The 14,879-nt window shown below is 44.9% G+C and carries 10 protein-coding genes and 1 pseudogene; 9 read left to right on the top strand and 2 right to left on the bottom strand.

Annotated features, from left to right (window positions below; genetic code table 11):
- Positions 1–108: 108 nt before the first annotated feature.
- The 5 genes and pseudogenes from ACUN27_RS10140 (at position 109) to ACUN27_RS10160 (ending at position 8,999) form a co-directional block, all read left to right on the top strand.
- Positions 109–1,515: an ABC transporter substrate-binding protein gene (locus ACUN27_RS10140; protein WP_326062345.1), complete on the top strand. Its 1,407-nt coding sequence runs from the start codon at positions 109–111 to the stop codon at positions 1,513–1,515.
- A gap of 92 nt (positions 1,516–1,607) precedes the next feature.
- Positions 1,608–3,359, top strand: coding sequence for a sensor histidine kinase (locus ACUN27_RS10145; protein WP_315951611.1), 1,752 nt, complete (start codon positions 1,608–1,610; stop codon positions 3,357–3,359).
- A gap of 7 nt (positions 3,360–3,366) precedes the next feature.
- On the top strand, positions 3,367–4,977 hold the full coding sequence (locus ACUN27_RS10150) for a response regulator (RefSeq protein WP_326062346.1): 1,611 nt from the start codon (positions 3,367–3,369) through the stop codon (positions 4,975–4,977).
- Positions 4,978–5,002: 25 nt separating this feature from the next.
- On the top strand, positions 5,003–8,107 hold the full coding sequence (locus ACUN27_RS10155; protein WP_326062347.1) for a glycoside hydrolase family 2 TIM barrel-domain containing protein: 3,105 nt from the start codon (positions 5,003–5,005) through the stop codon (positions 8,105–8,107).
- Between the two features lie 20 nt (positions 8,108–8,127).
- A pseudogene (locus tag ACUN27_RS10160) lies at positions 8,128–8,999 on the top strand (alpha-L-arabinofuranosidase C-terminal domain-containing protein).
- A gap of 47 nt (positions 9,000–9,046) precedes the next feature.
- Here ACUN27_RS10160 and ACUN27_RS10165 read toward each other — a convergent pair.
- Together ACUN27_RS10165 and ACUN27_RS10170 are read right to left on the bottom strand one after the other, a co-directional pair.
- A complete protein-coding gene (locus ACUN27_RS10165; protein ID WP_445558823.1) occupies positions 9,047–11,179 on the bottom strand; it encodes a heparinase II/III domain-containing protein in 2,133 nt (710 codons plus the stop codon).
- 7 nt (positions 11,180–11,186) lie between these two features.
- The gene (locus ACUN27_RS10170; protein WP_445558824.1) at positions 11,187–11,651 is read right to left on the bottom strand and encodes a hypothetical protein; all 465 of its coding nucleotides are present in this window, start codon (positions 11,649–11,651) and stop codon (positions 11,187–11,189) included.
- A gap of 198 nt (positions 11,652–11,849) precedes the next feature.
- On the opposite strand from ACUN27_RS10170, the gene ACUN27_RS10175 reads away from it, so the two are divergent.
- The 4 genes from ACUN27_RS10175 (at position 11,850) to ACUN27_RS10190 (ending at position 14,803) form a co-directional block, all read left to right on the top strand.
- Positions 11,850–13,133, top strand: a complete 1,284-nt coding sequence (locus ACUN27_RS10175) for a M48 family metalloprotease (protein WP_326062349.1) — start codon at positions 11,850–11,852, stop codon at positions 13,131–13,133.
- Between the two features lie 180 nt (positions 13,134–13,313).
- Positions 13,314–13,793 carry a DinB family protein gene (locus tag ACUN27_RS10180; protein ID WP_315951603.1) on the top strand — a complete coding sequence of 160 codons (480 nt, stop codon included), beginning with the start codon at positions 13,314–13,316 and terminating at the stop codon, positions 13,791–13,793.
- Positions 13,794–13,827: 34 nt separating this feature from the next.
- Positions 13,828–14,313 (top strand): dihydrofolate reductase, encoded by a 486-nt coding sequence (locus ACUN27_RS10185; RefSeq protein WP_326062351.1) that lies wholly within the window; start codon positions 13,828–13,830, stop codon positions 14,311–14,313.
- 67 nt (positions 14,314–14,380) lie between these two features.
- Positions 14,381–14,803, top strand: coding sequence for a VOC family protein (locus ACUN27_RS10190; RefSeq protein ID WP_326062352.1), 423 nt, complete (start codon positions 14,381–14,383; stop codon positions 14,801–14,803).
- The last annotated feature ends 76 nt before the right edge of the window (positions 14,804–14,879 follow it).

Raw genomic sequence — 14,879 nt, forward strand, 5'->3', positions numbered from 1 at the left:
AAAGTTGATTTGTCCTTCACGGTCAAAACGGATATAGCGTTATTATGAAAACAGTTACATGAGGCATGGTTCAGACATTTGTAAGAGAGAAACGGGAGGGTTAACAACATGAGTAAAAAAGTAGTAATGAGCACGTTGCTTGGCGTTACACTGGTAGCTTCACTTGCAGCATGCGGCGGACAAACCGGTCAGCCTACGAATAACAGTGCCGCCGCAAGTAGCGCACCTGGAGCAAGCGGGCAGAAGACGAAACTTGCCTACTGGACGATTGACCGTCATGATGCTGACTATATGAAGGAAGTTATCAAAAAGTTCAATGAAACCAACAAGGACAACATTGAAGTTGAGATGACGGTTATGGCGGATAACTTTAACCAGTCTGTCGATATTGCTTTTGCAAGCAAACAAGCACCTGATATTTTTCGGACCAACGATTTTCCCGGCTTTGTGAAGAAAGGTTATCTATTGCCCCTGAACGATATGATGACAGACGATATGAAGAAACGATATAATAATCTACTTGTTGAAGGTAGCAATATGGTCGATGGAAAAATTTATTCGCTTCCGAACACAGGGCAATATTGGAGATTAATCTATAACGTAGATCTATTCAAAAAAGCCGGCATTACGGAACCGCCAAAAACCATTCAGGAAATGGTGGAAGATGCTAAGAAAATTACGGAAGCCGGCAAAGATATCGGAGCTTACGGTTTTGCGGAAAACTTTAAAAATCCAAGCTCTGCCTTCTCACGGATTGCTAACCCTATCGGATCCTTCAGCGGAACGTCTGTGTTGGACGGCTATAATTACAAAACAGGTCAGTACGATTTTGCTGCTTATAAGCCTATTGTTGAGGCGCTTCGCCAAATGAAGCAAGACGGCAGTATGCTGCCTGGTGTTGAATCGCTTGACATTGATCCGCTACGTGCCCAATTCGCGGCAGGAAAAATCGGCATGTATTTTAACCACTCGGGTGAACCTGCCGTATATCAAAGCCAATTCCCGACCCAAATTAACTGGAGCGCGGCGCTGCCCCCAACGATTGACGGGAAACAGCAAGGAACTGTAGCCGTTGCCAATACGGGGAATTATATTGGAATCAACAAAGACACTCCAAACAAAGATAAAGCATGGAAATTCATGGAGTACATCTATAATCTGGACTTCCAAAAGGAATACCACGAAAAAGGTCTTGGAATCTCGATTGTACCGGATGTGAATGCCACTGCGAAAAAGCCGGCTATGCCAGGTATTGAAGGTTTCTTGCCTACGAAGTTCGACGCATTATATGCAACGACTCCGACTAGCGTAGCAGAAACCAAGGTGGAAGGAACAAAATTAGGGAACGTCATCATTAAATACATGCTTGAAGGCGGAGATTTGGACAAGCTTCTGAGCGATTTGAACACTCGCTATAATGCGGCATTGGACAAAGCGCGTGCCGCGGGAGAAACGAAGATGAAGGCGGATCCGAATTTTGATCCGGGCAAACTGCAGGGTAGTCTTGCCAAATAGGCGCAAAGTTTAATGGTTACAATAGGTAAGGGGCGCGCGGCCTAAAGCAGCGCGTCTCTTCCTTATTATTGTGCGGAGAAGGGGGATACAGCTTGAACAAATGGTATTATCGGCTTTCGCTCCGCCGGAGGTTATGGATCTTGGTTCTGATGCTGACGGTTGTCTCCATCTCCATCACAGGGATGATGTCGTATTGGATTGCTTTTCGATCAACAGAAAGTGAAGCCTTTATTTCCAGTCAGAATACACTCAATAAAACAGCACGCGTGTTTGACGAGAAGCTTAGACACATCATTGTTACGACTTCTTCCATGATGCTCAGCGACCCCTTCAAGAACGCTATGGAAGATGTTGTTACGAATCATTCAGCTTCCTATTATACGCGGTTATCTTCTTTACAAACGCCTCTAGGGCAAATGAAACTTATAGAGCCTTCGATTCAGTCCGTTTTGATTTACACGCCTGTTGGCGAGATGTACGCCACGAACGATCTTCGCAACGGACAGATTCGTTTCAAAGATACGTTATTTTCACAATATTTGAACACAACCGAACGTGTCGTGTGGTTGGAAGATCACGAGGATCCGCTTTTTTCAGGAAAGTCGAGGGTAATTTCGTTGATCATGAAGCCTGTTACCGAAGCGGACGTTCGTGATGTATATGTCGTCGTTAACGTCAAGGAGGATGCAATAAGCAGAGTTGTTACGGATGGTTTGTTGGATCAGTCTAAAAACTATTACCTGATATCAAACAAAGGCGAAACGGTACTGCCGTTAAGCAGCCAAGCGCCACCTTTTCAAGATGACCCTTCTTTTCTGGATCAGCTAAAGAACCAAGATCGTGGGTTTTTCAAACATGACATCGCTGGTAACAAGTATTTAGTTAATTATGCGAGGCTGACACTGGCGGACAGTTGGACGATGGTCAGCATACAGACGCAGTCGGATTTGCTTCATCAAGTGAATCGCATCAAAACAATCACCTTTTGGATCATGTTATGCTGCGCGATATTGGCTTTCGTGTTATCGAATGTCATCTCAAGCTTTCTCCTGAAGCCGCTCCACAAACTGCAAGGTTTAATGAAGAAAGTGGAACAAAATCAGCTCGATGTGCGTTTCACCAGTAAATATGAAGATGAAGTGACGCAGGTTGGGCTGAAGTTTAACCGAATGCTGGAGGAAATTTCTTCCCTCATTGAGGATGTCAAGGAAGCCGAATATGAGAAACGCAAGATGGAGGTTAAAGCGCTTCAGGCGCAAATTGATCCGCACTTTTTGTATAACACATTGAATACGATCATTTGGAAGTCGGAAACGTCTCAAAACCGGGATGTCACGGAGATGATTACGTCGCTGTCCCTCTTGTTCCAGTTTGGCTTGAATGGCGGGAATGAGATGACTACTTTAACGAAAGAGATGGATCACGTAAGGCAATATTTAATGCTTCAGCAAAAATGTTACGAGGACTTGTTCGAGTATGCCATTGAGCTAAAGGACCCGTCATTGCGGGATGTTCCCGTTTTGAAAATTATTTTGCAACCCTTGGTAGAAAACTCCATCTTGCATGGCTTTCAAAGTATGGAAGGGATGGGGAACATTCGGATATCCATCTCCAAATCTGAGTCTCATCTCATTCTACTGGTGGAGGACAACGGTGCAGGCATGGACGCCCTATCCGTCGATGCGGATATGCGGAGTGAACAGCCGTCGAAGAAAAGCTATGCGCTTCGCAATGTGTATGGGCGACTAAGGCTTTACTACGGAAATAAAGCAGATATTCGTCTGAGCAGCGAGCCTTATGTCTCCACCACGGTGCAACTAACTATCCCATTGACAGGCGAGTGATGAAGCAATGACGACTGAACTTAGAATGTGCGTAATCGACGATATCAAAACCGTCGTGCAGGGTATTGCCAATCAAATCGATTGGACATCTTACGGCGTTTGCATCTCGGGTACTGCGAGCAATGGCGAGCAGGGGATAGAACTGATCAAACAAACGGAGCCGCACATCGTTCTGACGGACATTCGAATGCCCAAAGTAGACGGGCTGGAGATGACCAGGCAGATATTGGCGTGGTTTCCACGAACGAAAATTGTCTTTTTAAGCGGCTATACCGATTTCGAGTACGCGCAGGAGGCGCTTCGTCTAGGTGCGTTCGATTATATTGTCAAACCGTATACCCCGCAAAAAATTATCGATGTTGTTTTGAAGGCGAAGCAGTCCATTGAAGAGGAATTTCATGAAACACAGCGTTATCGTGAAATGGAAAGAAAGCTGCGGGAAAGCTTGCCATTTTTGAGGCAGGAATATTTTCAACTGCTGCTGCAGTTCCGAACGACCCCTGAACAGGCCCAAAAGCGGTGGGATTTTTTAAATATTGGACTTGAGCGAGAGCGATTTATTGTGATGTTGACGGAAATCGATCAGTTCAGTGAGCAAACGGATACGCTGCCTGTTCAGGAGGTCGAACTCATCCGGTTTACGGTTCACAATATTTTGGAGGAAAGCTTGAGGGAGTACACCAAAGGTTTCGTTTTTCGGGATCATACGAACCGATTTGTTGCGATATTTAATCCTTCGGATGCTTATCATGCAGATGTCATCGCGGAAAAATGCCGTGAAAATGTCAATAAATACTCCCGTTATACCATATCGATTGGACTTGGAGAAGAAGTGCAGGAGATCCATCAAATCTCGTATTCGTATTCTCAGGCGTTCGCTGCCATCTCCTATAATTTCTATACGGGAGGCAATACCGTTTACACGTATCGGGATTTGAGCCCGGTTCATCAAAGATTGCCCCGCTATTCTCCCGAGAAGGAGAAGGAGCTTTTTTACTGCTTAAGGTCAGGAAATTTGCAAAAAGCGTGCAGCCTTGTGGATGAACTATTTGAGGAAGCCGTTCATGCCTCGACTCCTCCTGCTCCCGAGGTGGTAAAAGGTATGTGTGATGAGCTGGCCTTTCTAATCAATCGGGTCTTTTCTGAAAAGCTGACGCGCGATGAGATGGAAGGAATTGAACGTTATTTGTATTCCATCAAAAATCTCTCCTCCTATAAGCTGAAGGAACTTCAAGAGAACATTAAGGAATTGTGCAGGTTGGGCTGCGAGTTCATTCAAAAACGCCACGTTGAAGATGTGAACCAAGTTGTCGAGCAAGTGATTGCGCATATACGGCAAAATGTCTCTTCCAACATGACCGTTAATGATTATGCCAAACTGGTTTATTTGAGCGGCAGTTATTTTGCTAATTTGTTCAAAAAAGTGACGGGTATGACAGTAACGCAGTTCGTAACAACGGAGCGGATGGAGCAGACGAAAGCTATGCTGCTTGAAGGAAAGCAGGTTCAAGAGATTGCTCAGGCTCTCGGATATGAGGACAGGCGGCATTTCAGTGAATTGTTTAAGAAACATACGGGGATGACACCCTCAGAATTTAAACAGCTGTATATAAAATGAAAATTTGGCAAAAGAGGTGCTCGATATGCGTCAAAAATACTCTTATCTTCCTCCTAAGAACGGATACCCCGAGTGGAACAATAATCCGGAGATTTTTCAATTGAATCGAATGAAAGCTCATGCGACTTTAATGCCCTATGCCTCGATAGAAGAGGCACTGAAAGGGGACAGAAGCGCATCCCCATCCACGGTTTCACTAAATGGCATGTGGCAATTCAGCTTTGCCGAAACCCCGGAACAGCGTAATAGGAATTTTTACGAAATGGGCTATGATACCAGCGGCTGGGATACGATTCAAGTTCCCGGACATTGGCAGCTTCAAGGTTACGATTACCCGCAGTACACGAATGTTAGATATCCTTGGGAAGGTAAAGAGGATATCAAGCCCCCTTTTGCACCGACGAAGTATAATCCTGTTGGCTCTTATACACGCACGTTTACGGTACCAAGTGACTGGAAGGATTTACCCGTTTATATTAGTTTTCAGGGTGTAGAATCGGCCTTTTACGTCTGGGTGAATGGTGACTTGGTCGGGTATAGCGAAGATTCGTTTACTCCTGCGGAATTTGACCTGACCCCTTATGTGCACGAAGGTGAAAATAAATTGGCTGTAGAAGTTTATCGCTGGTGCGATGCCAGTTGGTTGGAGGATCAGGATTTCTGGCGGATGAGCGGTATTTTCCGCGATGTTTACTTGTACAGCACGCCGAGAGTGCATATTTACGATTTCAGTGCTGTAGCGGATTTGGACGACGAGTACCGGCACGGTCTTTTGCATATAAAGGCAACGGTGACGAATGCGTTCGGTGAGCATTTAGACAAGCACACGCTGGAAGTCAGCCTTTATGATCAGGATGCGAATCTTGTGCAAGCTTCATTGTCCGCGGACGTCAAGCTGGACGGCGAGAATGAGCAGGAGCTGCGTCTTCGCACAATGCTTAATGACCCCATGAAGTGGACGGCCGAGACTCCGAATCTGTACCATTTGGTTCTATCGCTGAAGGATACATCTGGGGATTTAGTTGAAGCGGTGAGCTGCCGCATCGGGTTCCGCAGATTTGAGTTGAGCGATGGGCTGATGAAGATTAATGGCCAACGCATCGTGTTCAAGGGTGTGAACCGTCACGAGTTTAACTGCGATACAGGCCGCGCCATTCACTATGACGATATGGTTCGCGATATTCAGCTGATGAAAGCCTATAATATCAATGCTGTTCGTACTTCGCATTATCCGAATCATCCGCTTTGGTATGATTTATGCGATGAATATGGGCTGTATGTTATTGACGAAACCAACCTTGAAACGCATGGCAGCTGGTCCAATTTCCAAGAGGAGGAAGGCTGGACAGTCCCTGCGAGCAAACCGGAATGGACGGCAAATGTATTAGACCGGGCAAATTCTATGCTCCAGCGGGATAAAAATCATCCTTCGATCATCATCTGGTCACTGGGCAACGAGTCTTGGGGCGGAGACAATTTTATTAAAATGCATGATTTCTTCCGGTCTAATGATCCGACTCGCTTGGTTCATTATGAAGGCGTCACGCGCTGTCGGAAATCCGATGCAGCTTCTGATATGGAAAGCCAAATGTATACACTTCCCAGCAAAGTAGAGGAGTATGCACTTACTAATCCGAAGAAACCTTTTATTCTATGTGAATATAGTCACGCGATGGGGAACTCGAATGGGAATCTCTTTAAATATTGCGAGCTCTTTGATAAGTATCCCATTCTCCAAGGGGGCTTTATTTGGGATTGGATTGACCAGGCCATCCGCACGAAAACCTCAGAGGGTACCGAGTATCTAGCCTACGGAGGAGATTTTGGTGACACCCCTAATGATGGCACATTTTGCGGGAATGGTCTCATTTTCGCAGATCGCCGTGTAACTCCTAAATTAGCTGAAGTCAAAAAATGCTATCAGAATGTAAAGTTTGAGATGATAGATTTGAATCAGTGCCGTATTCGTATAAAGAACAACTTCCTGTTTACGAACTTAATCGCTTATGATTTAAAATGGGAATTGGCGAAAAATGGTATAAATATGGATGGAGGGCTCGTTCCGCTAGCTGTGGAAGCGGGTGACACCGCAGAGATTACACTTCCTATTGGGCTGCCAATGAACGTGAACGCTGGTGAGGAGTGTACATTGACGGTTCAATTGCTAGAGAAGGAGGGTAGAGCTTGGGCGGACGCAGGGCATGAGGTGGCGTTTGAACAGTTCTTGCTTCCAGTTGAGATGAAGGCTGCGCAAACTTCAGAAGTTGGGCAGTTACATACGGAAGAGTCGGAGACGTCTTTTACGGCGTTTGGTTCCGATTTTAGCGTGACGTTCAGCAAGTTGACCGGAGATTTGACTTCCTATTCGTATAAAGGCGTCGAGCTCATGAAAGAAGCTCCGAGGCCAAACTTTTGGCGCGCCAGTATCGATAATGATAAAGGAAATAAGCTCCCGGAACGAAGTAGGACTTGGAAGGAAGCCGGACAGGAGCGTAAGCTTCATGTCATGCGTGTACATTCCTATGCAGATAAGGTAGAAGTAGCGGTTGAGTATATTTTGCCGACGACACACAGTTCGTTCTGCAAACTGTTCTATGTCGTGAGGGGGGATGGCAGGATTCAGCTCAGTGAGGAACTGCAGCCTGGTCAAGACCTGCCGGAAATTCCTGAGATCGGCATGATGTTTCAGCTGGATGCCAGCTTTGAGAACCTTGCGTGGTACGGTAGAGGCCCGCATGAAAATCATTGGGACCGTGCGGAAAGCGCAAGGTTGGGGATTTATCAAGGGAAGGTTGCCGACCAGTATGTGCCGTATCTGCGCCCTCAAGAGTGTGGGAACAAAACCGATGTAAGGTGGGCCGAGCTCACACGTGCCGATGGTTTTGGCTTACGGATTGAGGGAGCCAAGGCTGTGGAGCTGAACGCGCTGCCTTACACACCGTCTGAGCTGGAAGCGCACGATCATATGTATAAGCTGCCTCCCAGTGACAAAATCGCGCTGCGAGTTAACTACCGGCAAATGGGGGTCGGCGGCGATGATAGTTGGATGTCGAAGACGCATCCGGAGTTTACCCTTTATGCAAACCGCAGTTACGCCTATAGCTTTTCTTTTAAAGGTATAACGCACTAATTGAATAGGAGGAAAAGGCAATGACACTACAAGCATCCATGATTGTCGACAAAGACTTTATTCTCGATGAGGTTGATCCGCGGATATACGGTTCTTTTATCGAACATTTGGGTCGTGCCGTATATGGAGGCATTTATGAACCCTCCCATCCAACAGCAGATGAACGCGGATTCCGCCGGGATGCCCTGGAGGTTATTCGGAGATTACAGGTTCCGATCATTCGATACCCTGGCGGGAACTTCGTATCCGGTTGGACGAATGGAACGTATGGAATTCGATCGGCACCAGCCGTGCTACGGAGCGCTGGCAGATTGCGCCGGCCGAATTCGAGGACACTTACACCCTTGAGGATGCCCTTGCCGTTGGCTGCTTTTTGATCACTATGCTCAAGCATGCCGATCGGGTGAAAATGGCGTGTATGGCACAATTGATCAATGTCATCGCACCTATCATGACCGAGAACGGTGGGCCTGTCTGGCTGCAAACGACCTATTACCCATATCTGCATGCTTCTCTTTACGGTAGAGGAAAAGTGCTGCACCCTGTTATCCGATCGCCGAAATACGACTCCAAAGACTATACCGATGTTCCGTATTTGGAAGCCATCAGTGTTTATAACGAGGAACAGAGTCAAATTACGGTTTTTGCTGTGAATCGTCATCTGACCGAAACGCTTGATCTGGCTATCAATCTTCGCAGCTTCCGTGAAGTTAGGTTAGTCGAGCATTTGGTGCTTGAACATGATCATCTGAAAGCTACCAATACCAAGCTTCACCCGGAAAATGTGATCCCACATAACCAAGGAACTGCAAGAGCCGAAGACGGACATATTCATGCTAGGCTATCTAAAAGTTCGTGGAATGTGATTCGTTTGGACGTTATAAAGGAATAAATAACAAACAAGGTCAGTCGATGTAGTGTCGATTGACCTTGTTTGTGTTACACGTTAGTGAGAAGGACAGCAAGCCTGCCGGCGTCCACCTGAATGTGACATTCACCGTTGTGTTTGGGGGAGTAGGATACCTTGTCGTGGGGATTCAAAAGTGTTGCTCCAGCTTGGCAGCAGAAAGTGTGCGACTGTTCTGTCCCGTTCACTAACAAATAGAACAACGTTTGTTCATCCCGAAGTATTTTGTACATCCGAAGTTCAGGGTAATCGGTATCAGTTAGCAAAGATTGTATGATAAATCCGGGCGTTTCGTGGGTCTTCGGATAGAGCAGAGTCAGGTAATCACGGCTGCAATCAGAGTGGTTATTACTGCCGCCATCAGCACTGCAATCGTTGCTACCACCGCCACCACCATCACTGCTATCACCATCCCCACCACCATCGCAGCTAATTCGGAAGTGTTCTTGAACTGTTAGGGGATAGGCGCCGGATACGGCTCCGTGATTTTTAGATACTGAAATGCCGTTTGGCTCAAGGAAAGTAACTTCCAATTTCATTTCATTTAAGCAATGGGCAGTGATTCGGTTCATCTCTATATCCGACGAGGTGCTCATCGTATGCAGATTCCAGACGCTATTGTTCTGACTGCGAATATGATCCCAAACCACATATATATCAACACCGGCTTTCACATAGGCAAAGTGACGATGGTAAGCTTCCGCATGGACATCTGGAATTTTGCTTCGAACATAATCCAGTTGATTCGAAAAGAAAACTTCCTCACAGAGACTTTTCAGCGGGCCATTTTGTATGACTCCTGCTTCGTCTATGAATTGAACCACGTTATGCGCGTGTCCGTTCACATACCAGTGGCGGTCTCCATTGTAGTACCCACCCGTTCCAGGGTCCAGCGTCAGTGGGGTTCCGTTCGCCCATAGGGAGAAATGCCCCTCATCGTGATGGGCATGATAGGTTAGCGGTGAAGCTTCGAAGATGGCATAGTTCTCACGATCCCACACACCGGAATGTTGGCGGAAAATAATATAACCCATCCCTTGATAGTGGACGGAAGTCAGCGTAGGTGCTTCTAGAGGAAGCTCTGGCTGTGGGTAGAGAAGTGCGAGCAGGGTACAGGGATAAGCACCCGTATCTCGGACCACGCCTCCCCCATGCTGCCATGCCCACATCATTTCCCGACTAAACTGTGAATCCGTTGTGGCATAAAAGGGCGCTGCGTAAGCGAACAAACGAAACCACTGGTCGTCAACTGTTGAATCGCCAAGAGCAGGAGACAGCAGTTTAGGCTCCGAGTTCGGTCCGCCTTGAACGTTATCCTTCGGAGTCACCGTGTCGATTAAGAAACGGTACATCTTTTTTACCTTGTCTCGTGACCAGTAGTCCACGCCCTTTTGTCGCTGCAGCAGCGTGAAAAACATAAAGTACCTATGCAGCACTGCGCCATGGTAACGGATATTTTCAGGCCATGCGCCATCCTGGTCTACGACATGCTCCAGCTGCCAATCGACGACAGCGCAGGCATGGGCCAGATAGTCATCAGCAAGCTTCTCTTCAGGGAAAATGAGCGCGTAGATCCCGAGGCCAGTAGCGCGGTCCGCGTTCCAGTTGCTCCGTTTGCCGCCCTTTTCATCCGGAAACTGCTCCAGATCGAATCGGTAATATGTAGTGTCCATCATCATTTCGGCTATATAACGGAACTTAGAATGAATGTCTGCGTTCTCATGTGGAAGGATGACGCCTGAGTCAGCAATCTGGTCGTATATGACCGATAACACCGCGATGCCCCGTCCTATATGGACGGCTCCGTAAGTATCATCATCATGCCAGCCAGTTGCTTTGAAAATATCCATACCCTGGCACATATCCGGCAGCATGTACAGAATCTTCCGTTTGGCCCGCTCTGCGTACACCGCATCCCCAGTTACCATATAGACGTCTGCATCCGCTCCAGCTGTCTCCAGCAGGACAGCCCAATTGGTCGGTGTCTTTCGGTTAAAGGAGGGCGAAGTATATACCTCATCCAGAGGTTGACCGGCAGCGTCCAGGAACCTGACTTCGATGTTGATGCCGCCTTCCGAGAAGAGTTGATCCAATCGAAGAGTCGTCTGAATGCTGTAGTGTTCCTTGCTATGCACAGGGATCTGATCCGTAATTGACAGTTGCATGTGGTCGTTATTTGACAAGTTCTTCACGTGCAAGCACTGCCCTTGTCCGGGGGGGGGCGGAAGATTGAAGGGAAGTTGAGCTTGTAAAGGAGTACGGCGATGCTGCCCATCCGAATAAGCCGTGATCGAACCTGCCGTTTGCGAGCGGAATAGGCAGTCCTTTTTCCGAATGGGTAAGCTGCACTTGGTTGATCCAAACTTCTCCTTTTCCCCGAATATGTAAAGCGAACTTCAGATAGGCAGCGTGCTCCGGCGTTCGGAACACAAAAGGAAAGGTTCGGAAAGCGTATATCCGTTGAATAGGCAAGGACAATTCCTCATTCGCAAATGCATCGGACAACTTCCATTGCCGCTCATATTCCTGCCGCAGCTTAGGCTGCACGATAATTCGATTGCGAATACCCTCAAGCTGCTCCGCACCGTAGCAGGCGAATGGACGATTGGCCGTCGCAATCTTAGATTGGTTTGTCATTTCACGTACCCCCGAGTGGTTAATGTTTACCTATATAAACACTATATCATCTGCTTTTTTCTAGTGAGGGGGACAATCCATGTTAGGAAGGGGGGCAAATCAACTGAAATGATGGCGTCAATAATTTCTTTAATTACATATCTATCAATCTTTAATATAATGAGCTATAAAGAGAAACAGGGTGGGATAAATTCACTAATGAGTTCAAACATTGAAAATCTGGAAACAACAATATGCCCAAATTGTATGGAGAAAACTCCCGTACTCAAAGGCTTTATGACATGGTGCGATAAATGTGAGTGGAATGTAAAGGCTGATGATAAAAAGGGTAAACCAAGAAATGTTTTTGAACGAACCTATTTGCAGGTTGGCGAGAAAATGGGTTCCGATTTACTACAGACTTTGATTATTAAAGGTAGTTTACACACAACGTTTTCGTGGATGCGCCTGTTTACCTATCTTGCCGCTTCTGTTGTTCATTTGTTCAGTTTGTTTCTTTTCGTAAGTGGGATACTCCTGGTCGTTTTCAATGTTCAAAATATCATTATTCTAATTTTTGGTTGTATATTATTGGTATTTGCATGGGCGACTAGACCTCGTTTCCATAAATTGAATGAGAAAACATTGGCGAGAGAGGCATTTCCAGCTCTATATCGCGCGATGGATGATATCGCTAAAGCAATGGGATCAGATCGTGTGGAAGGCGTTGTGATAAACGAAAAGTTTAATGCCTCCTACAGAGAAATTGGCTTGGGCCGGAAAAAAATCATTACATTAGGACTGCCATTAATTCAAATTCTTGATGAGAAGGAGTTAACTGCATTAATTGCACACGAGTTAGCTCATGGTATCAATGGGGATCAAAACAGAAGTTACTGGGTGGGGGCCGCTTTTTTTACGTTAACTTACTGGTATTCCGTTATACGACCTGATCGGCTTTGGGATCCCGGTTATCGGCTTCTTGCTTTTTTCATGTTTTTTGCGAATCTGGTTCTGTTAGCAGTATCCCAATTCATTTATTTCCTTCTTTATGTCCTTTGCCATTTATTTTGGCAAGATTCGCAGCGTGCTGAGTATTTAGCCGATCAACTCGCGGCTCAGACGGCAAGCCCTAAAGCCACGGTATCCTTATTAAATAAGCTGCATCTGGACGCCATGTTCGAATTTACGATTTTAAAAGTAATCAATTCAAAGAGAATAGGACATTTCTTCGAAGACTTTCAGGAGCAAATCAGGATTTTACCACAAAGGGAAATGGAAAGGTTAAAGCGAGCTTCCGTAAAAGCGGGGGCGCGGCTAGATGCGTCACATCCTCCTACTGCAAACAGAGTCTCTTTCATCTGCAACTTAGAGCAAGAAGAGCCGTTATACAGAATGGATAAGGAAACTTTTGAACAACTGAATGCTGAATTAGATCAATTAAAATCATCTATGGAACAGAAGCTTATTGATTATTATAAAAGATATGTATTATTGCAGTGATGGTTATCGTGCGTATAATTAGCCATATCAAACTAAATAAGAAACCCACAAACCAAGTTGTGGGTCTTTTTTTTTGCAATTAAATTAAAATGTCTGCACAAAATTATATCTTCACAAACGAACGTATATTCGGTATTATAAAGATGGATTATTATTCCAAAATGAATTGGAGACTTCGAGATGATTAGCTTGGATAGAAGTACGATTCTTCAGTATAAAAAATTTACAGAGTGGACGGATACCTTACAGGATGTACAAGAGAGCGCCTGGTTACAACCTATAGCTGAAAGAAAAGCATCTGTAGGAGAAATTATTTCGCATCTGAAAAATTGGGATAGTTACCTTATCACAACGATCATACCAGCAATTAAAGCGGGTGAAGGAATGGTATTTCCGGATTTCGATTCATTTAATGATATAGCTTATGAATATGCCAGATCAGGAATTTCCCAAAATCGTCTGCTCGATGAATTTAAGCTAACACGCCTTCAGTTAGTTGAAATACTTTTAGCGGAAACAGAAGTTGTATTTAAACGTGTTACAGTGAATGGAGTAGAAACTTGCCCGCATACAGGTACACCTTATTCTTTGCTTTACATCATTCACGAATTTAATGATCATGACAAGCACCATAAAAATCAAATTTTAGAGGTAATATAATTTTATAAAGCAAACATGTTAAAGGGTGGAGTAAGTGGAGATATATTTAATTGCCGCAATGGACAAAAATAGAGTTATTGGAAAAGACAATGACATTCCATGGAGGATCCCTAATGACTGGCGGTATGTTAACAAAATAACAAAGGGGCATACAATTGTATTGGGGAGAAGAAATTTTGAATCCATTGGAAAGGTACTTCCCGATCGTAGAAATATTATATTAAGTAGAGATACAGAGTTAAACATAGAAGGTTGTGAAATGGCGCATTCCATCCAAAAAGTTTTTGATTTATGCCAGAATGAAGAGAAGATTTTCATTTTTGGAGGAGAACAGATTTACAAACTGTTTATGCCATATGTTAAAAAAATGTATGTAACAAAAATTCATTATGAATTTGAAGGAGATACCTTTTTTCCGGAGATTGATTTTAGTGAATGGAAGGAAATATCCGTTGAGAAAGGGATAACTGACAGTAAGAATCCTTACACTTATTTTTTTCATATTTATGAAAGAAATTAGAGTAGAACGAATGGCAGTATTGCGTGCTGTTACTTGAAAATTATTACTCTTTCGGGAGGAGTCAATTATGATTCAATCAATTGTTCATATTGCTCTTGTGGTAAAAGATTATGATGAAGCAATAGATTTTTATACAAAGAAGCTGAATTTCACTTTAGTTGAGGATACCTATCAACCTGAACAAGATAAACGATGGGTAGTAGTTTCCCCGCCAGGTTCTGTTGGCACTACATTATTGCTTGCGAAAGCATCGAAACAGGAACAAGATATGTTTATTGGAAACCAGACAGGTGGTAGAGTTTTTCTGTTTTTAAGCACGGACGACTTCTGGAGAGATTATAATGACATGGTGGCAAAAGGAATTGAGTTCGTTAGAGAGCCCAAAGAACAATCCTATGGAATTGTCGCTGTGTTTAAAGATCTATATGGAAACCTATGGGATTTGCTTGAGTTAAGTGAGGATCATCCTATTCATAAGAGAATAAAGTAGCTTCCATTGAGGCTACCCGCTAACGAATAACGTTAGTTCAAACAAACCAGGAGCAGATCGCCGCGGCAACTGCTCT

The sequence above is a fragment of the Paenibacillus sp. WC2504 genome, from assembly GCF_052682475.1.